This window comes from Shouchella hunanensis (assembly GCF_028735875.1).
Classification (GTDB): domain Bacteria; phylum Bacillota; class Bacilli; order Bacillales; family Bacillaceae_D; genus Shouchella; species Shouchella hunanensis.
Window position 1 is genome coordinate 2,579,414 of record NZ_CP117834.1, and the last position, 25,413, is coordinate 2,604,826.

Below are 25,413 nucleotides of genomic sequence, written 5' to 3' on the forward strand. Positions count from 1 at the left end.
AAAAAAGAAGCGAGTGAGGATGCCTCACTTCGCTTCTTCTTTCTGTTGAATACGTAATAGTCGTTTCGCTGTCAACGGAGCTAGCCAGAGTGTTGGTAGCATAAAGAGGGAAACCGGAACAGCGGTAAGAACGATGAAGGACTGTAGCGAATCAATACTACCTTCACCAATATAAAGAAGTGCAGCAGCAACAGCTCCGAAAATGAGGGCCCAAAAAATCCGGATAAATCGATCTGGGGTTTCCTTCCCAGTTATAATCATTGAAATGGAGTAAGAGATTGAATCTGCAGTTGTTGCTACAAACACGCATGTGACAAAAATAAACAAAAATGCAAATAAAGCACCTAGTGGTAGCTGATTGACAATGGCAAAGATGGAAGCAGGAAGGCCACCCTCATTTAATGGATCACTAACAGATCCAGGTTCGCTCATTTCGTAAAAAATGCCTGTACCGCCAACGACAGTAAACCAGAAGTTCGTGACAACAGGTGCTAAAAATGCAACCGTTAAGAATAGCTCACGTATGGTTCGTCCGTCGGATATTCTAGAAATGAAAATCGCCATAATCGGTCCATATCCAATAAACCAGCCCCAGAAGAAAATAGTCCAGCCTGAAAGCCACCCTTCATCTCCTCTATATAAGCTCATTGGAAAGAAGTTTTGCATGTAAGAGCCATAGCTCGTTACAAATGAATCAATAATAAAACGGGCGGGTCCTAGAATCAAAATGGCAATAGCAAGAATAACTGTAATAATGACGTTAAACCGACTTAACCACTGAATTCCTTTATGGATTCCAGTTGCTGCTGATACTGCTGCAATGCCGACTAAAAAGAAAATCATCGCAAAATGTATCGCAAATGTGTCTGGTAAGCCGAAAAGCATATTCAAACCGTATCCAGCTTGTAATCCTAAAAATCCAATTGGTCCAATTGTTCCTGCACAAGCGGCTAAAATAGAAAAGACATCAATCAGTGTGCCTAAGACACTTTTATGCATAATCTTTTCTCCAAAGAGTGGATAAAGCAGTGCTCGTGGCTTAAGGGGCTGTCCTTTCTTTTTTGCATACATGAGAACAACAACGCCAAGTGTACCTAAAATACTCCAAGCAAGAAAGCCCCAATGCAAGAATCCAGTTGACAAACCAGCCTGAATGGCTGTAGCCGCACTACCGGTTTCACTGTACATAGGCGGAGTATCTAAATAATGATACATCGGTTCGGCCGCTGCCCAAAATACCCCACCACCAGCAAGAAGTGTAATCATGATCATTGAAAACCATTTAAAGAAAGAAAACGTTGGTTTGGATGAATCGCCTAATCGTACCTTTCCTAATTCGGTAAGGCTCATGAAGACGGCGATAATAAATGTAAGAATCATCAGTACTTGCCAGAATGCACCAAAAGTTAAAGATGACCAGGCAAATGCTGTATTGACTAGATTACCGACGAAGCCTGCATTTACGAGTGAAGCAATAACGAATACGAGTAAAAAGCCACCAGATATCGCAAAGACAGGCCAGTCTAATTTTAAATTTTTCAATTGTTCCTCCTGAATTCAGTCATAAGTTTGGAATGTTATCATACATCCATCACTGTGACAAGTAACAGTAATCTATTCCATTATTTTGAATAAAAAACATGATTTTATCCGAAGCGAATGATTCTAATTGACGATTATCGTGACATCCCTTACACTTAAAAAAAACTATAATTCTTATTATATTAGTAGGTATTATTGGTATTTGGGGGTGCAAAGATGCAAATTCAATTAAATCATGTAGAGAAATCTTTCGAAAAAAATAAAAAACAATCGCTACATGTATTAAGCGATATTAACCTAACCATTAAAGAAGGAGATTTTATTTCATTATTAGGTCCTTCTGGATGTGGAAAATCAACGATCCTTAATCTAATTGCCGGACTTGATACACCCTCTACTGGAGAAGTCATTGCAGGTGGGAAACAGGTGAAAAAACCAGGCAACGACAGAGTGGTTGTCTTTCAAGAAGCTGGCCTTTTTCCATGGATGAATGTCCTTGACAATGTGACGTACGGCTTACGACTGAAAGGCGTATCAAAAGCAGAAAGTGAAGAAAAGGCAATCGAAGGATTGAAAACGGTGCATCTAGGAAATTTCACTAAATCTTTTCCACATGAGCTTTCTGGGGGAATGAAGCAGCGGGTGGCGATTGCTCGGGCACTCGTTATGGATCCGGATATTTTACTAATGGATGAACCGTTTGCTGCGTTAGACGAGCAAACACGAATGGTCTTGCATAAAGAATTGCTTGAAATTTGGGCAAATACAGGTAAAACCATTCTATTCATTACTCATAATATTCGGGAAGCGGTGATGCTTTCCAATCGAATTGTACTTATGGGGACGCGCCCAGGAAAAATAAAACGAGAATTCCCTGTTCAAGCTGCACTCCCAAGAGATCCTGCTGACAGCAATCTAGTTGATTTAGAACGAAGAATATTAGCTGAACTTGAAGAAGAAATGGAGAAAGTGTTGAAGGAGGAGTTTGGAGATGACTACAGCTATAAGACGGATCGTATTCATCGCGATGATCGTGGCTATATGGGAGATAACATCTAGGGTAGGTAACTTCCCGCCAGGCTCATTTCCACCTTTACTATTTCCGTTAGATCCCGGTGGTACAACGGTTATAAATACATTTGTAAGTGGACTCCTGTCTGGACAGATTTTAACAGCCACAGGAATTACATTAGGACGATTGTTACTCGGGTTTACCATTGCCATTATTGTCGGTCTTACATTAGGATACTTAATTGCTCGATATAAACTCGTTGACGATACCCTCGGCTTTTTAGTGACGGCACTTCAATCAATACCAAGTATTGTCTGGCTTCCGCTTGCTATTATTTGGTTTGGATACGGAAATGCCTCTTTACTATTTATCGTCACAATAGGGGCTACATGGACGGTGACAGTTAGTTCGAGCACGGGCTTTAAAAATGTTCCGACTCTCTATATGAACGTTGCCAAAACCCTCGGATCAGGAGGAAGTCATTTATTGCGAACGGTCATTTTACCCGCTTCAGTGCCTCATCTCATTTCAGGTGTACGGACAGCATGGGCATTTGCATGGCGTGCTATTATGGCAGGTGAACTATTTGTAGCTGCTGGTGGTCTTGGCTATTTATTAACAGTTGGCCGTTCGCTTGGCCAAATGGATTTAGTGCTTTCTGTCATGATTGTTATTGGTATTATTGGAACCATTGTGGATAACCTTGTGTTTTTACGTGTAGAGAGATCGGTACAGAAAAAATGGGGATTAAAACCAGGTTTACATTAAAAGGAGAGACATGCTATGAAAAAAGTAATACAAGGATCTTTACTTGCTTTAGGGGCTGGCATTACACTTGCAGCTTGCGGTAATAGTGCAACGGAAGGGGAAGTACGCATTGCCTATTTTCCTAACTTGACTCATATCTCCACAATTGTTGCATTAGAAAATGACTATTTTGAAGAAGCATTTGGTGAAGATGCTCGTTTTACGACAATGACTGTACCAGATGGAGCGCAGTTTATGGAAGCAATGTCGGCAAATGAAATTGACATCGGTACGGTGGGACCAGTGCCAGCAATGAATACGTACACAAGAAATCCAAGCCATTCCATTATTGCAGGGGCTGTGAACGGTGGAGCCGTTATTATGGCTCGTGCTGATTCAGGAGTAGAGTCTGTTGCAGATTTAGCAGGAAGAAATGTTGCCATCCCGACCATTGGTTCCACTCAAGATATCATGTTACGAAAAGAGTTAGCAGATGCAGGTGTTGACGCAGACGATATTAATTTTGTTCCGCAAGCACCAGCAGATACGTCGATTTTATTTTCACAAGGTGACGCTGATGCTGCTGCCACTCAAGAGCCTTGGGGTAGCTTTCTTGCAGATAATTTAGACGCCGCTTTTTTAGTTGATGCAGACGAATTTGCTTGGGGAGAGGATTCCACTAATACGGTGGTAACCGCAAGTCATGAGTTTTTAGAGATAAATGAAGATTTAGCACGTGCCTACCTACGTGCACATACAGAAGCGGTCGAGTTTGTCGCTAACAATCCTGATGAAGCGGCACAAATCTTTGTGGACCATATTCAAAGAGAAACTGGGAACGAATTAGACTACGACGAAATACGTCTTTCTCTGGAACGCTTATTTCCAACTGTGGATGTAAATGAACAGGTACTTCAAGAAATGGCTGCCATTAGTGAAGAAGCAGGACAAATGGCTAGTACGGACATTGATGGTCTTGTTGATTTACAGTATGTAGAAAATGAATAACGGAATTGAAACGCTTTAGCGAAAGCTAAGGCGTTTTTATTTTATAAAAATGAAACGTTGAGCAAACGGAAGCGTATATTAGGGAGGGGGGAGTTGTATATGATTGAAATAGAGATTCCAGTTGTCCGGACAACGAGACTTGAAAAAGGGATGACAACGATAGCGGCCTTTCTATTGATTGGCTTTTGGGTTGTGTTTATCGTTATCTATCCTAAGTTGCCGACGGAGGTACCCATTCATTCAGCTTCGTTTACTTCAGAGGCTTATACATATGGCAATAAAGGATTATTCTTTTTACTGCCAGTTCTCACAACGGGTCTTTCACTCATGCTGTTTGCATTACGTTTTGTTCCCTCACTCTTTAATTTTCCGATTAAGGTAACAGAGGAGAACATTACGATCCTTATACAGTTAACACGAAATATGGTCGCTCAAACGAATGTCATCATGGTGCTGTTATTTTTATGTGTATTTATCGATTTTTCATTTGTAGCATTTGATCAACCAATAGATGGTCTTGGCTTCCTTCAAATTGGATTGCTTGTGTATTCAGTAGCACTCGTTTTCTATTATTTCGTTATCATCATAAAAAAAGGCTAACAACAAAGCCGAGCAAAAGAAAAAAATCTGCATAAATGATGCAGGTTTTTTGTTTTGCCTGCATAGATTCCTCTATATGGATTTTTTTCTAAGGCGGTGTTTAATCTGAAAGGAATTATACTGGCAGGAGGAAGTGGAACAAGGCTTTATCCTATAACGAAAGCTACGTCCAAACAGTTGCTTCCAATCTATGATAAACCAATGATTTATTACACCTTATCTTTACTCATGCTCGCAGGTATTAGGGAATTTCTACTCATTTCTACACCAGAAGATACAGGACGTTACAAGCAAGTGTTGGGAGATGGTGCCCAGCTCGGACTTTCAATTCAATACGAGATTCAACCAGAACCTGGGGGATTAGCGCAAGCGTTTATTATTGGTGAGAGGTTCATAGGGACATCGAATGTCACTCTTGTACTAGGGGATAATCTGTTTTACGGACACGGTTTACCAGATCGCTTAAAGAAGGCGATGCAACAAAACAAGGGAGCAACAGTATTCGGCTACTACGTAAGTGATCCAGAGCGATTCGGTGTTGTTGACTTTGATGAAAAGGGTGAAGCCATTTCAATCGAAGAAAAACCAACTCAGCCAAAATCGAATTATGCAGTAACAGGACTCTATGTCTTCGATCATCGTGTTGTTGAATATGCAAAAGCGATCAAGCCATCAGCTCGAGGAGAATTGGAAATCACAGATGTAAATGTTATGTATTTAAACCAGGGGCAATTGCATGTAGAGAAATTAGGAAGAGGAACAGCATGGTTAGATACTGGCACCCATGAATCGTTGCTCGAGGCTTCGCAATTTATTCATACTGTAGAAAAACGTCAAAGTTTAAAAATTGCATGCATTGAGGAGATTGCTTTTCGAATGAAGTATATATCAAAAGAAGAATTACTTACACTTGCACAACCGCTAAAGAAAAATGAGTATGGTCAGTATTTGTTGCGTATAGCAAAAGGAGGGTGAACAATGGAGGTACATGAAACAAAATTAGAAGGTGTCTATTTACTAGAACCAAATGTGTACGCAGATGACAGAGGCTATTTTGTGGAAACCTATAACGAAAATGTGTTTAAAAAGGCAGGCATTAAAGAAGTGTTTCTGCAAGATAATCAATCGTTATCAAAACAAGCAGGAACGTTGAGGGGTCTCCATTATCAGTTAAACCCTGATTCACAATTAAAAGTAGTTCGATGTGTTACAGGAGCAATTTTTGATGTAGCTGTTGACATTCGTAAAAAATCACCAACGTACAAACAGTGGGTAGGGGTCGTTTTAAGTGAGCACAATCAGAGACAGCTTCTCGTGCCAAAGGGATTCGCGCATGGATTTTGCACGCTAGTGGACCATACAACAGTTGCCTATAAAGTGGATCAACTCTACTCGCCACTTCATGATCGGGGTATTCGCTGGAATGATCCAGAGCTTGCAATCGAGTGGCCGTGTAGTCAACCTATTTTGTCTAAAAAAGACCGTGCGCATCCGCTGCTTCATAAAGCAGAAACTAATTTTTAAAGGGGAATGATCATGAATCTACTGATTACAGGAGGAGCAGGGTTTATTGGTAGTGCATTTGTGCGGTTACTCGCTAAAGATTATCCAGAAGACAATCTGATTGTGTATGATAAGCTAACGTACGCCGGTAATCTCGATAACTTAAAACGAGTGCGTAACGCTATTCGCTTTATACAAGGGGACATCTGCGATAGTCATCAAATAGAAAGCGTATTTTCTACTTATGACATAGATGCCGTTGTTCACTTTGCTGCAGAGTCTCATGTAGATCGCAGTATTGTCAATCCAGGTGCATTTGTACATACAAATATGTATGGCACGCAACTATTATTACATGCAGCTAAACGCGCCGATGTGAAGAAGTTTGTACAAGTATCGACAGATGAAGTTTACGGTAGTTTAGGAGAGACAGGATTTTTTACAGAAGAAACGCCATTGCAACCGAATAGCCCTTATTCGGCGAGTAAGGCAGGAGCAGATTTATTAGTGCGCTCCTATTACGAAACATTTGGAATGAATGTAAACATAACACGGTGCTCAAATAATTATGGACCCTATCATTTTCCCGAAAAATTAATTCCACTTATGGTAACAAACGCGTTGCGAAATAAGCCGCTTCCTATTTATGGAGATGGTCATCAAGTACGAGACTGGCTCCATGTAGACGATCATTGTCGAGGTGTTAATTCCGTATTACGTAATGGTAAGCCTGGTGAAGTTTACAACATCGGTGGGCGAAATGAACGAACGAATATTGAGATTGTCCAGCGGATTGTCCAGACATTAGGCGTATCAGAAGCCCTTATTCATCATGTGGATGATCGACTTGGTCATGATTTTCGTTATGCTATTGATGCGTCAAAAATTGAAAGAGAGCTTGGCTGGAAAGCAACATACTCTTTTAATGAAGGATTAGCGGAAACGATCGATTGGTATATTCAAAATAAAAAGTGGTGGCAGGATGTGTTATCAGGTGCGTATCGGGGGCATACACTATGAAGCTTCTTGTAACAGGAGCCGGCGGGCAACTAGGTTCAGCTATTTTAGCTTTAGCTACATCACAACAGATTCCATGTATTGGGTTGACAAGGGGAGAGCTTGATATTACAGATGTTCGTAAAGTGGAAAGTGTGCTGACCACCATTCAACCTGACGTCATCATCCATTGTGCTGCCTACACACAAGTGGATCAAGCGGAAGAAGATGAGATGGAGGCGTATCGAGTGAATGCAGCTGGAACTCGGAATCTCTGTGTTGTAGCAGAGCAACTAGCCGCAGTTTTTGTGTACGTAAGCACAGACTATGTCTTTGACGGTAGCGCAAAAGAGCCAATTGATGAATGGACCCCGCCTGCGCCACTCGGCGTATATGGGCGATCCAAGCTCGCAGGTGAACAAGCTGTCCAACAATTTCATTCAAAGTTCTTTATTGTTCGGACATCATGGGTCTTTGGACATCGTGGAAAAAACTTTGTGAAAACGATGCTGGCTTTGGCTGAAAAAGAATCTCCTTGCCATGTTGTTGATGACCAAATTGGTTCACCAACCTATGCACCTGATCTTGCCGAAATGCTTTTTGCACTCATCGGGACAAAACGATATGGCATTTACCATGTGTCTAATAGCGGTAGCTGTTCATGGTACGAGTTTGCCCATGAGATTTTTATGAAGCAGGGAGTTGCTGAATTAGTAAAACCTTGCGCAACAATCGATTATCCTACTGTAGCATCTCGTCCTGCATATTCTGTATTTGCTCATAAAAATTTGCAGTTAAATCAATTCCCACCAATGCGAAACTGGCGCGAGGCTATTCATGCATTTCTAGATTGTGAAAAAGATAAGAGTTTGTGAGAAAATTTACATTTATAGACGATTCAATATCAAAAAAGCGTATAATGGACGGAACAAAAAAATGAGGTGAGTCTTTGTCACGTCCCGTAAAAGTTACGATTTTCAGCCTTTTTCTACTCATAGCAGTGTCTGTCATTGCGTTTTCAAGTTCTACACCATACGGAAATCAAGATATACGTGGTATATTAAGTCATCTACCGATTCAGTGGATTGAACAAACAAGAATTGCTCACATTTCGTTTCCATATGGCGAGCGAGTGATTAGTTTAGAGTATTTGTCAGTAGAATCATTTGTGGAGTTTTTTCTTCGGAAAGCGGCTCATTTCTTCTCATTTTTATTTATTGGTTTGATTGGCACACGGCTACTTGCTTACTTTACACGCCTACGTTACGCTAGTGCAATGTCGCTATTTTTTGTTGTTTTTTACGCAAGTATTGATGAATACAGACAGTCTTTTACCCCAGGTCGGTCACCGATGATTGAGGATGTACTGGTAGATACGATGGGTGGTCTGGTAGGTATTTTGATTGCTATGTTTTGGATTGTGTACGTACGCTCAATCAAACCATGTGAAGAATGTGGAAATAGTCAAACGAAAACCCATGTTCACAAGAAATGGGAAGACATAAGAAAACAAGCCTAGTAATTACTCTCTCTTGTAAAGGAGAGAGTAATTTTTGTTTACACGAAAAAGACTTACCGTTCACGAGATCGGTAAGCGGCAAGTGATTTAGGAGCTAACTTGTTTCTCAAACTCAGCTGCTTTTTCATACATTTTTGAAAAACGGCGTTCTCCGTTGTACTGGTAAAAACGATATTGCTGAAGTACGTGCTGTTGTTCCAATTCAAATAAGTTAATCGCTTCTTTCATGGAGTCTGCCCGTTGATGAAGAAAATAAGTTTCAAATTTTGCTAGCGCATACGTCTTTAAATAGTACATAGGAATAGTGGTTTGGTCGGTTAGTGTATGCTTCAGCTCGTATTCTACTTCTTTCGCTTCTTTTAAAGCCAGTAATACTTCATTTTCTTTATGATCATAATGAAGCCAACGCTTAAACAACTTATTTATACTCCAAATCAGAAGGAAGTAAGCTAGAATAGGCATGAAAACAAAAAGAACAAACAGACTGATGACTGAAATGAACAGTATATCGATACGAGAAAAGAGTTGATAAATGGTGATAAGCGAGGCTGAAAAAACGGTGTGAAAGACGAATAGATACACTAAAATGGAAACGGCAAACAAGCTGTTTAAGTCTTTAACGTGATACAAACTACGTAAAGGACCTCGTTCAAGTTGTTGTTGTTTTGCTTCCAAATCTTTTTGTTGCTCTAGAATGTCTTCGATCTTTTTTGCTAAAGGGGTAATACGTTGAATATGGGAGAGGCATTGAGTGTTTTGCATGTTGCCACCTTCCTTCTTGTCCTAGTTATTCTATACGTATGTAGAAATGAATCTCACCATGACTGAAAAGAAACTTTCATATGAAGAAGTTTTTCGCATATATATGGAAGGGCAAATAAAGAGGAGGAAGACTTTATGGAAAAGACAGTAAAAGTAGGGTTATCCCAAGGGTTGCACGCTTCTAATGCTGCGGCACTAGTAGAAAGAGCGAGTCAATTTAAGGCAGATGTTCATTTGAAAAAAGGGAATTCGATTATTAATGTTAAGAGTATTCTCGGTTTAATGAGCATCGTGTTAAAGCCAGGAGACGACGTTCAGCTAACGGCTGACGGGCCTGATGAGGAAGAAGCAATAGCAGCTATTGAGGATTTTCTTACCCACAAGTAAAAGCTGAAAAACGTAGGCTGGGGCTAGCCTGCGTTTTTCGTCGTTATGACCAAAGCGTCAACCTAAGAATGGGAAACTACTAGCGAAGGTGAATGAGTTCATCAAAAAGTTGTCTGTTCTCATAAAGCCATAGAAACATGGAGCGATTCTTTTCCATACGTTCTTCATCGTGACTAAAAAAAGCGATCATAACAGCTTCAATGCTTAGAAGTGTTAGCCAGAAAGCCTTTCGTTCTTGGATGGTGAATGGGTTTTCTTGATGATAGGCGCGGAAAAACGCTTTTATTGCTGGAAACCAGCGATCCACATCTGCTGGGCTCGAATAGACATCCCTTAACACACTGGTCGCAAAGTAACATGGGTCTAACACGCGTATATTTTCTTCCACCAATTCTAAATCGATAATGCCATTTACTGTATCCTCAAAATAAAGAAAGTGACGATAGTGAGGATCTCGATGAATAAGCTGAGTTGGAAGTTGTTCCAATAGGAGCATCTCGTCTGCCAGTTCTGTTAAAAGATGAACGACATCAAGGGCAATCGCTTCTTTTTTCATAAATGGAATAATATTATGATATAACGATGTGTAAACGTGACGTTTTCTGAACGGGTGATAATCGCTTACTTCAAGTAAAGCATTGTCTAATTTTGCTAGTGCATAGCCAGATTGTTTTACGAGTGCTTGCTGATCTAAAAGGGTTTCAGCTGCGATTAAATGACCGTCCAAATAGGAGTAAACGACATAAAAACTGTCTTGACTTTGAACAGTATATTCATTAGAGGTTGTTTTTAAAGGAACTGGCACAGGTTGTTCTTTTCTATGCAAGTCTTGAAGAAGTTGAGCTTCCATTCGTGCTCGCTCTTGATCGGATTTCTTTTTTAAAATGAACGTTTTCTTTTCATTTGTATGAATAAAGTCAACTCGATTTGTTACTTTATCTGTGTATCGAATGGATAGTTGGAATGCTTGATCAATTTTACGCATAGATCATCCCTCGCTTTAAAAATAGCCGCAGAACTAAATAGATATAAAGACTATTCTAACACTATAGTCTTGGGAAAACGAAGAAACAATAGCTATTTAGACACATTTCATGAAAATAGGAAGAGAGATTCCTAGTTATATCTGATTATTTGGAAATAAAAAGGAGGATTTTGCAGAATCATTGTGCAATTGTTTTAGTAAAAGGAGGAATGGTCATGAGAATAAAACGAACGTCTTTACTTTTTATCATTATAACGTTATTACTTTTTAACGGAAGTGATCAAGCTACATGGGCAAATGAACAACAACATGAAGCGTTAAAAGTTGTTGGGTATTATCCTTCTTGGGTAGCCGAAGAAAGAGGCTATGAAGTGAAGGATCTCCCAGCAGAGCAAATGACTCATATTATGTATGCGTTTGCCAATGTATGTTGGGAAGGGGTTCACGGGAATTTAGATCCGTCAGGGCCGAACCCTAGAGAGTGGATCTGTGAAGATGAAGCTGGACCGATTGACGTGCCGAATGGAACAATTGTGTTAGGAGATCCAGAACAAGATGTGCGTAAAGTGTATCCTGGTGACGATGAGGAAGAGGCTATTAAAGGGAACATTAATCAACTAAATCAGTTAAAGGCAGAACAGCCTCATTTGAAAACCGTTATTTCTGTTGGGGGATGGACGTGGTCTAACCGTCTTTCATTAGTGGCTGCAACTGAAGAAACGAGAGACACATTCGCTCAATCTGCTGTTGATTTTGTAAGGGCGTATGGATTTGATGGACTCGATTTGGATTGGGAGTACCCAGTTAGTGGCGGGATGCCTGAGAATGAGCGTAGTCCAGAGGATAAGCAAAACCATACGAAACTTCTAGAAGCAACGAGAGAGGCGCTAGATAAAGCTGGTCAAGAAGATGGTAAAGAGTATTTACTTACCATTGCGTCCTCAGCTTCACCTAGTTATTTAGAGAATAATGAAATGGAAAAGCTTGCGAATATTTTAGATTGGATTCAAATTATGACATATGATTTAAACGGCACATGGCAAGCACAAAATGGGCACAATGCGCCTTTGTTTTATGACGAAGAAGCAACTGTTCCTTGGGCAGATGCGTTAAATGTTGATGCTGCGATTACGGGGCATTTACAGGCAGGAGTTCCAAAAGAAAAATTAATAATGGGGATGCCTTTCTACGGATATGGGTGGACAGGGTGCGATGCTGAGAATAATGGCGAGTATGCTTTCTGCGATGGTCCTGCTCAAATTGGAACATGGTCAAATGCCACTTTTGACTATCAAGACTTAAAAGACCATTATGTGAATCAAAATGGCTACAAGCGTTATTGGAATGATGCATCGAAAGTTCCTTTCTTGTTTAATGAAACAGATGGAACCTTTATTACGTACGATGACCCAGAGTCTATTGCCCATAAAGCAAATTATATCGTTGACAAAGGCTTAGGTGGTGCTATGTTCTGGGAAGCAAGTAATAATCGAGATGGTGATTTAGTTCAGGCCATTACCACTGTATTTAATGGGGACGAACAGCAAGGTTGTGATGTTTCTGAATGGTCGGAAAATGCGATTTATGTAAAAGGGGATCGAGTATCAAAAAACGGGTTTATTTATGAAGCAAAGTGGTGGACACAAGGGGATCATCCGCAACATTCAGGAGAGTGGGATGTTTGGAAAAAGGTGAGTGTGTGTCAAGGAGAAACAGAAACGAGCATTTGGTCGAAAGATACAATTTATATAAAAGGAGATCAAGTCGAGCATAATGGCATGTGGTACGAAGCAAAATGGTGGACACGTGGAGAAGAACCTAATCAATCAGGAGAATGGGATGTCTGGAAACATGTAAACTAATAGACCTGTGTAAAAAAGCCGTGTGAAAACGGCTTTTTTTGTTTGCAAGAAACGAATATACGGTGGCGCGTTTGAGACAAGCAAAAAAAAGGAATGAATGGATAAATGGACGAAGGTGAAGTAGCATGAATATCTTTTTATTGTTAGGAATCGTTTGTGGGCTTGTTTTTTTACTGAGTATGCAGATTGAGAAACGTAGTATCTTTAACGGTATGTTTTTAACCTTAAGCTTGCTGTTGTTTTTAGGAAGTGGACTAGCTGTTGTGACAACTGGACCTGTGAGTAGATATGATCATCTTATTCTTATACTCTATTTTCTATTTGCACTCATGCTCCTTTTATTTTTACTTTTTGTGATAGGGTACGTTATACGAAATACATGGAAGTTAATACGAAAAGAAGGACGAAAGCGGAATAATTTTTTTTCACTGCTAGCGAGCTTAGGTATGTTTAGTTTTCTTCTGCTCATCCCGACAACGTTCCTTACCATTGAGCCTCTTGCCATTACCATAACGATATACATTGGGTTTTATGGGTTTCTGTTTCTATCTTTTCTCGTTTCTTCTATTTTATATCGCTACAATCGACCCTATTACAATCAACATTATATAGTGATCTTAGGGGCTGGCTTGTTAAGGGGAAAGAAGGTTTCACCTATTTTAGCAAGTCGATTAGAAAGAGGAATTTATTTCTATACGATGCAAAAAAAAGTGGCACCTCCTCCCCGTATCATTGTGACAGGAGGGCGAGGGGAAGATGAGATTATAAGCGAAGCGGAGGCAATGAAAGCCTATCTAGTTCACAGACATATTCCACCTCAATCAATCATTATAGAAGATCGAGCGCGCAATACGTACGAAAACTTTTTGTATACAAAAAAAATAATACCTGATCACCAAAAAGTCGTGTTTGTTACGAATCATTTTCATGTTTTTCGATCGAGCTTAATCGCAAAACAGTTATCGATGGCAGCTGAAGGAATCGGCTCCCCAACGGCCTGGTATTTTCAGCCTAACGCCTATACGCGTGAATTTATTGCTGTTTTAGCAATGAATAAAAAACCCCATCTTCTATTATTTAGTTGCTTCCTTCTGCTACTCGCTTATTTTTATTTCTCTTAATCGAAGAAAGAAGGAACTTATAAGAACAATGTCTAATTGATGATAATAAAAGGAGGAGTGCATATGTTTGATGTATGGAAAGAAGGACTACCGGAAATTAGTGGTGTTTCACGATCACGCTCAAAGTTACTTGAACAAATCCATTTTCTGCGCGACCGACACATGCAATCGCTCTGTTACATTCCACTTTTTAAACGCGAACATCCTGCAACGTGGGGAGACGAGATTACAAAGACAGTAAAAGCGTATAACGAGAGATTGAATGACATTACGCTCTTACCAGGGCAAGTGTTGCCGCTTAATGACGATCTTCTTACTGACTTGAAAGCGGGCAAAGCAATTCCTCTAAACAAAACTTTATTTGTTCTTGTTACCCTTAATGGAGAAGATCTACAGGGCGCAGCAGAAAAGCTGTACCGACTCGCCGTGGCAGGTTATTATCCGGTATTGCTCTATCCAGAAAAAGATACCCGCATACAAAAGAATCCCGATTTATTATACAAATTAGTGAAGCAAGGAGCGTACACAATAATGGACGCGACAAGCTTACTATCAATAACAGATAAAGGAAGAAGAAAATGCATCCGTGCATTAGTAAGTGGAAACTTAATTCATATGATAGGGAACTATTCAGAAATTTTTACAAAGTACGATGAAGACAAGGTAGAAGAAATAGACATGGTACTATCAAAAATAAATCCAGCGCAAAAGGAACAGATGAAAGAAAACTTGGGGAATTTGCTCTCCTCTAAATCCATTCGAATTGAAGAACCGCTTCATATTGATAAACGATCGATTTCCTCCTTTTTTAGTAAATCAAAGGCGTGATACACTAAAAAGGTAAGGAGGGGCAGAAAATGGAAGAGCTTGCTGAAGATATTATTGTAACCATCCAAGCAGAAGAAAAAGACTGGCTAAGAACGTGGGACGTACAAGGATATATTCCAATGGATCAAGGTGTGCTCTTATATGTAACGCGTAAAGACGGTCAAAAGGTTGTTGTTAGTATTCAAACGAGGGATCATTTCGTTTACCAACTGGAACTATTACGCAATAACGACAAGTTTGATCGCATCGTACTAGGTGGAACTTACGATGTCGAGAAAGATCAACTGGGGGAACAGATTAATCAACTCCTAACTGTGTATCATTAAAAAAGACGAGTCGTCCTCTTAAAGAGGAGACCCGTCTTTTTTATACGTTATTCTGCTGTTTTTTTGCTTTTCGAAAATAATATAGAAAGGCGATGCCTTTAATAATACCAGAAACTTGATCAGGTTGAGCCGTTACAGCTTCTTGTTTCGCAGCATTCACTCTTGTAAGCGTATATGTAGATAAGGCGCTTGAAGCTCGATGTGCAGCTTCTCCAGAATCATGAATGATATCAAAAAGCGGGTTTAGTTTTGACACTTTTTCGTTTACATCCATAATCGTTTCGTTTGTATTATGGAGGGTGACTTTTACTTCACCTGTAATATCGTCTAAACTTTTTTCAAGCTGCGCCACGGTTGTTGCAGTTTTATCAAGGGTTTTCGCCAAATTACGCATAGCTGGTAATAAGCAAATAACGGCGATAAGAAACGCAACCGCAAAAACAAGTACGCCAATTCCTAACCAATCCATTTCTAAAAACCTCCTTCGTCAACTTATCGATTTGCTTCAATGATGTTCGCTAAATTGGCGAGCCATTCCCCAATAATCGGTAATGGTTCGAACAAATTAAGTATAGCAAGAAGTAGAGAGACAAAAAGTGCTACTCCAATCGTTAATCCTACACCTCTAGCAATACCAGCGATTAAGTTTGATTTTACCACTTGTTTTGTATCTGTAAAATGAAAAGCCATATCTTTAAGCCTTCCATTCGTGGTAACATCCTCTAGTTTGTCCAATAATTCATGAAATCGGTCATTTTCATCCGATTGTTTTTCAATTTCACGCTGGCGATGCTTCGATGGCAACATTCTACTTTTTTGTTCATCGGTGAGCGGCAAATGAATCCCTCCAATCAGTTCATCTACCTTACTATAACCGTTAGTTGGGAGGGTTAAACCCAAAGCCACCCGAACTTAAACGGATGGCTTTGCTTTTAACATATATTGATACGCAGTCGTTTGTTCATAGAAATGTGTTGTATTTAGCCCGGCTAATTGTCCAGCTTCAAGTATTTTTTGCATGAGCAGTTGTTGGTGGGGAAACAGTACTTGATTATTCACAATCGTTTCTACTTGATAGCCGCTCGTATGAAATAGCTTTTCAATTTCTGATTTTGTGAAAAATCGAAAATGTGTCTTATCAAGTAAACCAGCATCTACATAATTCCAAGTGCCTTGAATCAACTCCTCAATAATGGATATATGACCGACATTTGGGATGCTTGCGTAAATGGCACCGGTTTTTTTTAAGTATGGTTTTACTTTTGCTAGTACTGACCAAGGATCTAACGTATGTTCTAATACGTCTGCGAAAATAATCGCATCAAATTGTTCATGTTCAAATGGAAGAGGATCAGACTCAATATTCCCCACAGTAACAGAGTCGAGCTTTTTTTCAGCTTGGACGGCAGCATGTTGAAACAATTCAAAGCCATGTACGTCTGCGCCATATGCGGCTTTGATTGCAGCGCCAAGGGCACCTTCTGCACAGCCAATATCCAGTACCATTTCGACCTTTGGATCAATTAAAGAAAACAGCTGTTGGTTTATTCCTTGATAGTAAGCAGTTGCTTTTTTCTCATACTCTTTATCCACCTTTAACGCCTCCATTCCTGCCTATTGTATGCAGTGGTTTAGGCTAATGTGCAGAAACTAGCTCTTTAGAGCGTCACGTATGCTCAAGCAGGTATGTCCGTTAAATCCTGTAGTGGTCGTGGCTGAGCATAACGAATTAAGAATAGCTTCCTCCACACTCTCTGCAGCAGCAGCAAACAGAATTGACATGGATGCGTCGCTATCATGCAAGAATGTATAGGTTTGTAAAGGTGCAAGTGGGTGATGAGGCACCCGATTTGCTGTTGAAAACGCAATGACAATATCACCACTTCCATTAGCCGCAAAAGATGCCGTACGTCCGAGGCCAAGCGCAGCTCTTTTTGCTAGTCGTTTTAATTGGCGAGCATCTAACGGTGCATCTGTGGCGAGCACGATAATAATGGATCCATCTGGCGTTGGCATGGAGGTGCCATTTCCATCTGAGATGTTTATTTTCCTTCTGTGGCGACTGTAGATCCAGTCTTGCTTCTGTCCATAATTCGTCAGGACGAGGCAGCCAACCGTATAAGAAGAAACGAGACGTGAACTTGTGCCGATACCACCTTTAAACCCGAGACATGACATACCAGTACCAGCCCCAACAGCCCCCTCTTCAACAGGTTGTTCACTCGCGGCTTTAATGGCAAAAATTGCGTCCTCTGGTTTAACGATCATTTGTCGAATATCATTTAGGTAACCATCGTTACATTCTGCTGTTAGAACATTGACGGTGCTCGTTGTTGTACCGATTTCTTGATTATGAGCAAGTAGATAGGAAAGTGTGCCTTCTGTAACAGCGGGAACGGAAAGGGTGTTTGTTAACATAATGGGGCTCTCGATAACTCCAAGTTCTTCTACTTGCACAAGGCCAGTTGTTTTTCCGAAGCCATTGAGTATAAAAGAGCTGGCAATGGTCTTTTCCGCAAACAGATTTTTTGGATGGGGAATAATGGCGGTTACGCCTGTCTGAATTTGTTTCCCATCTGTGAGCGTACGATGACCGACCAGTACACCAGCTACGTCGGTAATACCATTCATTGGTCCAGTAGGCAAACCAGGAAAAGAAAAGCCTGCGCGTCTTGCAGATGAATGATTCATTGGAAACTCCTTTTTCTTTTATTTTGCAAAAAAAACAGATAAAACGTAAAGAAAAAAAAGATTCAGAGTGCTATAATCTTTACTAGTTAGATGGGTAGGAGGAGAGAAGAAGATGGATAGTGCTCGATATGGTGGTTTGGAGGCAGGCGGAACGAAAATGATCTGCGTGGTGACAGATAAAAATGGGGAATGGCTCGATCAATTAACACTGCCAACGCTGTCGCCTGAAGAAACGATTCCCCCTATTGTTGATTTTTTTAAGAGGAATTCCATTACTAGTTTAGGAATAGGCAGCTTTGGTCCTCTTGATCTTAAAGAAGGGTCACATACATACGGTTCTCTTGCTAGTACCCCAAAAAAAGGGTGGGAAGGCTATCCATTATTGGACGCTTTTAAATCACTTCATGTACCAATCTCATTAACAACAGATGTAAATGGTGCTGCACTTGCTGAAGCCACTAAGGGGGCAGCAAAAGGGCTAGATAGTTGTATGTATATTACCGTTGGTACGGGAATTGGAGCAGGTGCCGTTGTAAATGGGAATATCTTAGAAGGATTCTCTCATCCAGAAATGGGTCATGTGCCTGTTAAGCCACATGAAGACGATGTGTTTTTAGGTCACTGCCCATACCATGGAACGTGCGCAGAAGGTATGGCTGCTGGACCTGCAATACAGGCACGCTGGGGGAAAGCCGGAGTTGAGTTAGCAGATGATGACCGCGTCTGGCAATTAGAAGCTTACTATCTAGCTCAAGCAATTGCGGCATATACCTACATCTTGTCACCAAAAAAAGTGATTTTAGGTGGCGGAGTAATGAAGCAAAAGCAATTGTATTCCCTTGTTCGTGAAGAATTAATACGTCAGCTAAATGGCTACTTGGATATTGGCGATCCAGAAGAGTATGTAGTAGCTCCTGGATTAGATGAGCACGCAGGTATAGAAGGTGCATTACTATTAGCGAGACAAGCAGAAGAAATGGCGCATTCATAAATAAAAAACTGCAATGGACCATCTAGGTTCTTGCGGTTTTTTATTTTCCACAAGAAATAAAGGGAATTGTCGAATCAAGAGCGTATTTGTAAAAGGAACAGCATTTCGAGAAATTCATATGATACGTTAGCATAGTCACAGGAGGTTTCGCTTATGTCTTATTCTCATTACAACACGTACGCTTATTCTGATCGGGTTCTAGCATTGACGAAAGAACTCGTTCAACAGCCTAGTATCTCTGGTACGACACAAGAAAACCAAATGGCAGATTTAATCTGTACCATTTTAATGCGAAATCCTTATTTTAACGCGCATCCATCATCTATTAAACGCATCCCCCTTAAACAGGATCCATTAAACCGTTGTGCCGTCGTTGCTATGCTGGAAAAGAAGCCATCTACAAAACAAGCAACGATTTTACTTAGCCACTATGATGTAGTTGGTGTTGATGATTTCGGGCTATATAAAGAGGAAGCGTTCCAGCCGGAAGCATTAAAAAAGCAGTTAGAGGAAGAACAAGAAGGGTATTTAGACGAATCCGCAAGAGCCGATTTGGATTCAAACGACTATTTGTTTGGAAGAGGCTCGATGGATATGAAAGCCGGATTGGCGATGCAGCTTTCAATCATGGAGGATATTGCACGTGATGAAGAATCAACTGAGAATATTTGCTTAGTAGCTGTACCAGATGAAGAAAAGTTATCACTTGGAATGTTTGCGGCGGTAGAGGAACTTGCAAAATTACAGGAAAGTGGCTGGCAATTTTCTGCATGTATTTGTTCCGAACCGAATTTTTCTGCTTATCCCAATGACTTCAATAAATATATTTATACTGGTTCAACAGGAAAGCTGCTCCCGTTTATTTATTGCTTAGGAAGAGAAACCCATGTTGGGCAACCGTTAGAGGGGATTAATGCATCGGTTATGGCAGCGCAGCTTGCTGTAGAAATGGAATGGTCAGACGCATTTTCTGATCAATTAAACGGAGAATCCTCCCCATCGCCTACTTGTTTACGCATTCGAGACTTAAAAGAAACGTACGATGTGCAAACGCCAAATGAATCCTATTTGTTTTACAATGTATTAACCTTACATTCAAGTCCAGAGCTTGTAATGGAGAAGGTGAAGCGAGCATGCCAGCAAGCAAGTGAAGCAATCTATGAGCGTCTTGTAAAGCATAGGCTTGCTTTTGGAACAGATGCACTAGCTGCGGCAGTTCCACAACCGAAGGTCTATACAATTGCTGAGCTGTACCAACGGGGAATCAAAAAATTCGGCACGAGCTTTAAGCAGTCATATGAAACCATCTTACATGACAGTATTCGAGATAACGAGACTTTTACAGAACAAACGTTATCCATTGCTCGTCATTTATCAACCTATTTTCTGGATCAGGCACCTTTTTATTTATTGCTTTTACAGCCGCCCTACTACCCACACGTAAAGTTAAATGAGAAGGAAGACCAAGCGTTACTAGCGTTAACAAACGATTTACAGAAAATTGGTACAGAATCCTTTCAAGAGTCGATTGTGTTAAAAACCTTTTTCCCAGGTTTATCTGATGTTAGCTACTTACGTTCTCAAGGAGAGACAAAAGTGGAAACAACCCTCGACACATTTATGCCACTGTATCAACAAAATTATCATATTCCAATGGAAGCCATACAACAGCTTAACATTCCAACCATAAACGTGGGACCGTTCGGAAAAGATGCTCATAAGCGAACCGAACGATTGCAACTTTCTTATTCAACAAAAGTGGCGCCTGTTTTGTTACGCTATGCCACACAACAATTAGCAAATAAGCTTTAGTAGACAGATTTACTTTGTACAGTTTGCATGAGAAAGAAATCATGCGAACTGTACATCTTTTACGATCCATCGTTTATTTTTTGTAGGATGTAAAGCTTGTATTAGTGTAAACTAATAGAGTGAAAAGATTGTAGTGTCATTAAGTAAGGAGTATACATATGAGAACACCATCACTGGTAACAGCAGGACTTTTACTCGGAATTTTTATGGCGGCAATTGACAATACAATTGTGGCTACAGCAATGGGTACCATAGTAGGCGATTTAGGCAATTACGATCAATTTGTGTGGGTAACAGCTGCCTACATGGTAGCCATGATGGCAGGTATGCCGATTTATGGTAAATTATCTGACATGTATGGGCGAAAGCGATTCTTTTTGTTTGGTTTAATCGTTTTTGTACTTGGTTCAATACTGTGCGGATTAGCCAATTCTATGAGTCAATTAATTGGGTACCGTGTGATCCAAGGAATAGGTGGTGGAGCATTAATGCCAATTGCGTTCACCATTATTTTTGACATATTTCCTCCTGAAAAAAGGGGAAAAATGACAGGATTAATTGGAGCTGTATTCGGTGTATCAAGTGTATTCGGTCCATTAATGGGAGCCTTTATAACGGAAACATTAAGCTGGCATTGGATTTTTTATATTAACGTACCGATTGGTGCTGTGGCGCTCTATTTAATTGCTCGACATTATAAGGAAACGCTTGAACCACAAAAGCAAAAAATAGACTGGCTCGGTGCTTCGACGTTAGTAATTGCTGTGGTTTGTTTAATGTTTGCATTGGAACTTGGTGGAGAAGCCTATAGTTGGACGTCACCATCACTTATCAGTTTGTTTGGGTTCGCTTTTGCCGCTTTTATTGTATTTATTTTTGCAGAAAGACGTGCTGAAGAGCCAATCATTTCCTTTTGGATGTTTAAAAAAAGATTATTTGCCACATCGCAAATCATTGCTTTTATTTACGGTAGTACATTTGTTGTGTTAGCTATTTTTATTCCCATCTTCGTGCAAGCAGTCTTTGGAGGATCAGCATCAAGTGCCGGTACAACGTTAATGCCGATGATGATTGGCTCAGTTGTTGGGAGTATGACAGGCGGGCTTTTACAAACGCGTATTCCGTTTCGAACCATGATGATCTTTTCAGCGGTTTGTTTTTTAACAGGTATGAGTTTGCTCGCAACAATGACTCCTGAAATATCAAGAGTCATGTTGGGTGTTTATATGTTTCTAGCAGGAATAGGTGTTGGGTTTTCATTTTCGTTATTGCCAGCAGCTTCGATTAATAATCTGCCGAAGCGCTATCGTGGCTCAGCGAATTCCACCAACTCGTTTCTTCGTTCATTTGGAATGACGGTTGGAATTGCTATCTTTGGCACGATTCAAACGATGACGTTTTCCAATCGCATGAGAGAATCATTGAGCGGTATAGAGACAGAAGGGCTTGAGCTAGATCCTCAAGAACTTTTCACTCCGGAAAGCCGTGCACAAATTCCAGAAGATGCACTAGCGACGATCACAACGACAATGTCTGATTCGATTACCTCTATTTTTACTCTAGCATTAATTCCGATTAGCTTAGCGCTTATTACGACATTTTTTATGGGTGGCGATAAAGTCGAAACGAGTAAAGATTTGAAGATAAAGGGGTCTGAGTAGCGTTTTCCCTAAAGAATCTTTATAGAGCCTATTTCTTGAAGAATTTACATGCTGAGCTATTAACAATTCTCGAAAATTGTCGATATGCATAGTGTAGGTTAATAAAGAGAGGAGAGCTACGCTTGAGTAGTGTAATCGTTAGAAATGTCGCTAAGTATTTACCTAAAACCGTTAAGAATCGTGAAGAAATGCGTACTCATTTTGCGTCTGTTGGCGCTCAAGTTGACTCTCTATTCGATGTTGGTGGTCGTGAAAATCATCCATACATAGAGGACTACCGGAAAGAGACATCGGTTACAATGGCTACGAAAGCATGTGAAGCGTTGCTTGAAAAGGAAGGACTTTCTTTACAAGATGTACAGGGATTTTTCTTTGTATCAGATGCGCCAGAGTATACGGTTCCGTCAAATGCCATCACAATTGTCAATGCATTAGGAGATGGAAATGATGGTGCCGTTAAATTTGTAATGGATTTGAACCAGAACTGTACAGGATTGCTCTCTTCATTTGATATGGTAAGCGCGTATATGAAAACTCGAAAAGATCTTAAGCGCTGTGTGCTTGTAAGTGTGTTTAATTCGACTCACATCTCTCACAAAGAAGATCCTGCGACATATGGTTTTTTAACAGACGGCTCTAGTGCACTACTACTTGAAAAGATCGACCAAGGTGGAAAAGGTATCCTCGATTCAGATACGTTAATTGGCTCAGACGGTTGGGAGCTGATGAGCTTTCCTTCTGCTGGCTATTCAAAAGTTTTTAAAGAAGAGACATCGTTACGTGAGCGAACGTTACGATGGGATGTAGGGCCGGCAGGATGGATTCCGGATAAATATATGGAAGTGCTGCCTGGTTTACTAGAACGCAATGGCTTAACAGAATCAGATGTTGACTATTTTATTTGCTCGCAATTCCACGAAGGTCTAGTGAAACGAACGTGTGAGTTAATGAATTCTACTATGGACAAGTGGTTATTTGTTAGCAGATCATATGGCTATGCGGGAAATGCTTCTCCAGGCTTTGCGTTTGAAGAAGGTTTGCGTTCTGGTAAGTTCACTGAAGGAAAAACAATTGTGTGGTTTTCATTTGGTGCAGGTTACACACTCTCTGCATTGCTATACAGATTTTAATAAGGGGTGGATTGATTATGTATTCGATGAGTATTGATGAAAGAAAAAAACAATTTACGATTGTCGTGAGCGGATTTATTACAGAAGAAGAGGCAGATGCGTATAAGAAGGATTACATTATGCATGCCGCATCTATAGACTGCTCAGATTATACACTTATTCTCGATGGAAGCGATATGATGGTTTCAAAGCAGTCCATGCTAGATGGGTTGAAGGCATTAATTCAGTCTTATGTCAATCACGGCTACAAGGAAATTTTATTTGTACAAGCAAAGTCACCTTCTGCTCGTGCACAATTACGCCGTATTGATGTGTTAATGAAAAATGTTCGTTTAATTGAAGTAAACGACGTATAAGCTTGAAAAAGGAGTAGTCAAATGATAGACTACTCCTTTTTTTATTTTGACCAAGATTCTTGACAATGCGCCCAAAATCGTAAAAATCCTTTCTCACCTTCAGAAGAATCTTTAAAGATTCCAGCGTGTTCGAGCACGCTGGAAAAAATCGTACCGACCTCTTTCTTTAATTCTCCCATTACGTTCTCTTCCTTTAAATCTTGGCCTAATCGATTCTTTAATTTCAATGCCCAATGAGTATGTTTTTCAGTGTAAGGTGATGTGCTAAGTAGTTGTTCAGCGTGCTCGCTTAAAAGATATTTAGAAATCTCTTCTAATTCCTGTTTTAAGCGTCCTGGCAAAATGGCTAAACCCATTACCTCAATTAAACCAATGTTCTCTTTTTTGATGGCATGTGTTTCTTGATGTGGATGAAAAAGACCCAGCGGGTGGTCTTTTGTTGTTCGATTATTTCGTAAGACTAAATCAAGCTCATAATTTCCCTCTTTCATCCGTAGCACAGGTGTAACAGTGTTATGCGGTTCTTCGTTTGAAAAAGCATAGAGTTCAGCTTGAGGATCTGTATACGAGCGCCACTCTGTAAGAATATGGGTAGATGTAGTAATAAGTGCTTGACGATCCTTACCGGTTAAACGAATAACAGACATGGGCCAGTCGACAATACCAGCTCGAATAGATTCGTTTCCAAAAGGTAGCAAATCTTGTTTAAGTGGGGCCTGTGCCATTGGAAAATCGTACACGCCACCTTGATAATGGTCGTGCTCTAGGATCGAGCCACCAACGATTGGTAAGTCTGCATTTGATCCAATAAAGTAATGCGGAAATTGATCGATAAAATCAAATAACCGCATAAATGTTTTTTCGCTAATCTTCATTGGTTGTTGTTCACCAGAAAAGACAATAGCATGCTCGTTGTAATAGACATATGGAGAAAACTGAAAATACCATTGCTCACCTGCTAAGGATAAAGGAATAAAGCGCAAGGTTTGTCTGGCGGACTGAGTTAGTGAGCCTGCATACCCAATGTTCTCTTTTGCCAGCGGGCCAGAAGGATATAGGTTTTTCGTTTTCTGCTTACGAGCTTCTGCAAGAGCTTCAGGATCTTTTTCTGGTTTTGACAGATTTATCGTAATTTCTAACGGACCATATGGCGTTTCCACGTCCCAACTCTCGTTTAGAGCAATGCGATCAACTCGTATATAATGAGCATCTTTATTGAACTGATAAAAAGCCTTCGTTGCATAGGATGGATCGTATTGTTGATACTGTGAAAAAAATGTGTGCGAGACATCACTCGGTCTCGCTAGCATAAGATCCATTAAAGCGGTGTCGAATAAATCACGGTGTGTCGTTGTATTTGGTCCAAATAACCCTTTATTGTAAGCCCAATCTAAGAGAGGCGTTAAAATCTTTTCAAGATCATCTTCCGCTGTGACCTGAGTTTCTTCGGGTGCTTGTAAGCCTAGAAAATGGAGGAGACGGTTATGGATGTACATTTTATCTTCAGGTAAGAACAGCTTTCTTTGTAATCCATACAAAAGTAACTTTTCAATTAAATCGTGAATCATTCGCCA

27 protein-coding genes are annotated in these 25,413 nt (G+C 40.3%); 19 read left to right on the forward strand and 8 right to left on the reverse strand.

What is annotated here, in order from left to right:
* Positions 1 to 24: 24 nt before the first annotated feature.
* Positions 25 to 1,542 (reverse strand): BCCT family transporter, encoded by a 1,518-nt coding sequence (locus PQ477_RS13100; RefSeq protein ID WP_274272131.1) that lies wholly within the window; start codon positions 1,540 to 1,542, stop codon positions 25 to 27.
* Between the two features lie 216 nt (positions 1,543 to 1,758).
* Here PQ477_RS13100 and PQ477_RS13105 point away from each other — a divergent pair, with 216 nt between their 5' ends.
* From PQ477_RS13105 to PQ477_RS13145, 9 genes are all read left to right on the forward strand, one after another.
* A complete protein-coding gene (locus PQ477_RS13105; RefSeq protein ID WP_035394820.1) occupies positions 1,759 to 2,601 on the forward strand; it encodes an ABC transporter ATP-binding protein in 843 nt (280 codons plus the stop codon).
* On the forward strand, positions 2,534 to 3,322 hold the full coding sequence (locus PQ477_RS13110) for an ABC transporter permease (protein WP_035394818.1): 789 nt from the start codon (positions 2,534 to 2,536) through the stop codon (positions 3,320 to 3,322). The genes PQ477_RS13105 and PQ477_RS13110 overlap by 68 nt, the downstream gene beginning before the upstream one ends.
* 15 nt (positions 3,323 to 3,337) lie before the next feature.
* Positions 3,338 to 4,309 (forward strand): ABC transporter substrate-binding protein, encoded by a 972-nt coding sequence (locus tag PQ477_RS13115; RefSeq protein ID WP_274272133.1) that lies wholly within the window; start codon positions 3,338 to 3,340, stop codon positions 4,307 to 4,309.
* Positions 4,310 to 4,408: 99 nt separating this feature from the next.
* The gene (locus tag PQ477_RS13120; RefSeq protein ID WP_274272134.1) at positions 4,409 to 4,909 is read left to right on the forward strand and encodes an SdpI family protein; all 501 of its coding nucleotides are present in this window, start codon (positions 4,409 to 4,411) and stop codon (positions 4,907 to 4,909) included.
* Positions 4,910 to 5,014: 105 nt separating this feature from the next.
* Positions 5,015 to 5,884 (forward strand): glucose-1-phosphate thymidylyltransferase RfbA, encoded by an 870-nt coding sequence (gene rfbA, locus PQ477_RS13125; RefSeq protein ID WP_060705675.1) that lies wholly within the window; start codon positions 5,015 to 5,017, stop codon positions 5,882 to 5,884.
* Positions 5,885 to 5,887: 3 nt separating this feature from the next.
* Positions 5,888 to 6,433 carry a dTDP-4-dehydrorhamnose 3,5-epimerase gene (rfbC, locus tag PQ477_RS13130; protein ID WP_035394814.1) on the forward strand — a complete coding sequence of 182 codons (546 nt, stop codon included), beginning with the start codon at positions 5,888 to 5,890 and terminating at the stop codon, positions 6,431 to 6,433.
* A gap of 12 nt (positions 6,434 to 6,445) precedes the next feature.
* Positions 6,446 to 7,432, forward strand: coding sequence for a dTDP-glucose 4,6-dehydratase (gene rfbB / locus PQ477_RS13135; RefSeq protein ID WP_035394813.1), 987 nt, complete (start codon positions 6,446 to 6,448; stop codon positions 7,430 to 7,432).
* Complete coding sequence (gene rfbD, locus PQ477_RS13140) at positions 7,429 to 8,283, forward strand: dTDP-4-dehydrorhamnose reductase (protein ID WP_274272135.1); 855 nt, start codon at positions 7,429 to 7,431, stop codon at positions 8,281 to 8,283. The genes rfbB and rfbD overlap by 4 nt, the downstream gene beginning before the upstream one ends.
* Positions 8,284 to 8,357: 74 nt before the next feature.
* On the forward strand, positions 8,358 to 8,927 hold the full coding sequence (locus tag PQ477_RS13145; protein WP_144558422.1) for a VanZ family protein: 570 nt from the start codon (positions 8,358 to 8,360) through the stop codon (positions 8,925 to 8,927).
* A gap of 87 nt (positions 8,928 to 9,014) precedes the next feature.
* Here the strand turns inward: PQ477_RS13145 and PQ477_RS13150 are convergent, their stop codons facing one another.
* Positions 9,015 to 9,689: a hypothetical protein gene (locus tag PQ477_RS13150; protein WP_274272137.1), complete on the reverse strand. Its 675-nt coding sequence runs from the start codon at positions 9,687 to 9,689 to the stop codon at positions 9,015 to 9,017.
* 135 nt (positions 9,690 to 9,824) lie between these two features.
* Between PQ477_RS13150 and PQ477_RS13155 the strand changes: the two genes are divergently transcribed.
* A complete protein-coding gene (locus tag PQ477_RS13155; protein WP_144558424.1) occupies positions 9,825 to 10,076 on the forward strand; it encodes an HPr family phosphocarrier protein in 252 nt (83 codons plus the stop codon).
* A gap of 79 nt (positions 10,077 to 10,155) precedes the next feature.
* Here the strand turns inward: PQ477_RS13155 and PQ477_RS13160 are convergent, their stop codons facing one another.
* The gene (locus tag PQ477_RS13160; protein WP_144558425.1) at positions 10,156 to 11,061 is read right to left on the reverse strand and encodes a phosphotransferase enzyme family protein; all 906 of its coding nucleotides are present in this window, start codon (positions 11,059 to 11,061) and stop codon (positions 10,156 to 10,158) included.
* Positions 11,062 to 11,276: 215 nt separating this feature from the next.
* Between PQ477_RS13160 and PQ477_RS13165 the strand changes: the two genes are divergently transcribed.
* From PQ477_RS13165 to PQ477_RS13180, 4 genes are all read left to right on the forward strand, one after another.
* Positions 11,277 to 12,923, forward strand: a complete 1,647-nt coding sequence (locus PQ477_RS13165) for a glycosyl hydrolase family 18 protein (protein WP_035394808.1) — start codon at positions 11,277 to 11,279, stop codon at positions 12,921 to 12,923.
* A gap of 125 nt (positions 12,924 to 13,048) precedes the next feature.
* Positions 13,049 to 14,044: a YdcF family protein gene (locus tag PQ477_RS13170; RefSeq protein ID WP_144558426.1), complete on the forward strand. Its 996-nt coding sequence runs from the start codon at positions 13,049 to 13,051 to the stop codon at positions 14,042 to 14,044.
* A 63-nt stretch (positions 14,045 to 14,107) separates the two neighbouring features.
* Positions 14,108 to 14,872, forward strand: coding sequence for a CpsB/CapC family capsule biosynthesis tyrosine phosphatase (locus PQ477_RS13175; protein WP_035398427.1), 765 nt, complete (start codon positions 14,108 to 14,110; stop codon positions 14,870 to 14,872).
* Between the two features lie 29 nt (positions 14,873 to 14,901).
* Positions 14,902 to 15,198: a hypothetical protein gene (locus tag PQ477_RS13180; protein ID WP_035398429.1), complete on the forward strand. Its 297-nt coding sequence runs from the start codon at positions 14,902 to 14,904 to the stop codon at positions 15,196 to 15,198.
* Between the two features lie 40 nt (positions 15,199 to 15,238).
* On the opposite strand, the gene PQ477_RS13185 is transcribed toward PQ477_RS13180, so the two are convergent.
* Genes PQ477_RS13185 through PQ477_RS13200 form a run of 4 tightly spaced genes read right to left on the reverse strand, consistent with a single transcriptional unit; the run spans position 15,239 to position 17,889 of the window.
* The gene (locus tag PQ477_RS13185; RefSeq protein WP_035398432.1) at positions 15,239 to 15,667 is read right to left on the reverse strand and encodes a DUF948 domain-containing protein; all 429 of its coding nucleotides are present in this window, start codon (positions 15,665 to 15,667) and stop codon (positions 15,239 to 15,241) included.
* A gap of 23 nt (positions 15,668 to 15,690) precedes the next feature.
* Positions 15,691 to 16,098, reverse strand: a complete 408-nt coding sequence (locus tag PQ477_RS13190) for a DUF5665 domain-containing protein (RefSeq protein WP_246117139.1) — start codon at positions 16,096 to 16,098, stop codon at positions 15,691 to 15,693.
* A gap of 12 nt (positions 16,099 to 16,110) precedes the next feature.
* A complete protein-coding gene (locus PQ477_RS13195) occupies positions 16,111 to 16,791 on the reverse strand; it encodes a class I SAM-dependent methyltransferase (protein WP_274272139.1) in 681 nt (226 codons plus the stop codon).
* A 57-nt stretch (positions 16,792 to 16,848) separates the two neighbouring features.
* The gene (locus tag PQ477_RS13200) at positions 16,849 to 17,889 is read right to left on the reverse strand and encodes a DmpA family aminopeptidase (protein WP_274272140.1); all 1,041 of its coding nucleotides are present in this window, start codon (positions 17,887 to 17,889) and stop codon (positions 16,849 to 16,851) included.
* A gap of 112 nt (positions 17,890 to 18,001) precedes the next feature.
* On the opposite strand from PQ477_RS13200, the gene PQ477_RS13205 reads away from it, so the two are divergent.
* From PQ477_RS13205 to PQ477_RS13225, 5 genes are all read left to right on the forward strand, one after another.
* On the forward strand, positions 18,002 to 18,880 hold the full coding sequence (locus PQ477_RS13205; protein ID WP_035398435.1) for an ROK family protein: 879 nt from the start codon (positions 18,002 to 18,004) through the stop codon (positions 18,878 to 18,880).
* A 153-nt stretch (positions 18,881 to 19,033) separates the two neighbouring features.
* The gene (locus PQ477_RS13210; RefSeq protein WP_144558429.1) at positions 19,034 to 20,692 is read left to right on the forward strand and encodes a M20/M25/M40 family metallo-hydrolase; all 1,659 of its coding nucleotides are present in this window, start codon (positions 19,034 to 19,036) and stop codon (positions 20,690 to 20,692) included.
* A 158-nt stretch (positions 20,693 to 20,850) separates the two neighbouring features.
* A complete protein-coding gene (locus PQ477_RS13215; RefSeq protein WP_035398445.1) occupies positions 20,851 to 22,353 on the forward strand; it encodes an MDR family MFS transporter in 1,503 nt (500 codons plus the stop codon).
* 122 nt (positions 22,354 to 22,475) lie between these two features.
* Positions 22,476 to 23,483 carry a 3-oxoacyl-ACP synthase III family protein gene (locus PQ477_RS13220; RefSeq protein ID WP_035398448.1) on the forward strand — a complete coding sequence of 336 codons (1,008 nt, stop codon included), beginning with the start codon at positions 22,476 to 22,478 and terminating at the stop codon, positions 23,481 to 23,483.
* Between the two features lie 17 nt (positions 23,484 to 23,500).
* Positions 23,501 to 23,839 carry a hypothetical protein gene (locus PQ477_RS13225; RefSeq protein WP_144558431.1) on the forward strand — a complete coding sequence of 113 codons (339 nt, stop codon included), beginning with the start codon at positions 23,501 to 23,503 and terminating at the stop codon, positions 23,837 to 23,839.
* A 41-nt stretch (positions 23,840 to 23,880) separates the two neighbouring features.
* Here PQ477_RS13225 and PQ477_RS13230 read toward each other — a convergent pair whose 3' ends face one another.
* Positions 23,881 to 25,407: a UDP-glucose--hexose-1-phosphate uridylyltransferase gene (locus PQ477_RS13230; RefSeq protein WP_274272142.1), complete on the reverse strand. Its 1,527-nt coding sequence runs from the start codon at positions 25,405 to 25,407 to the stop codon at positions 23,881 to 23,883.
* Positions 25,408 to 25,413 lie beyond the last annotated feature (6 nt).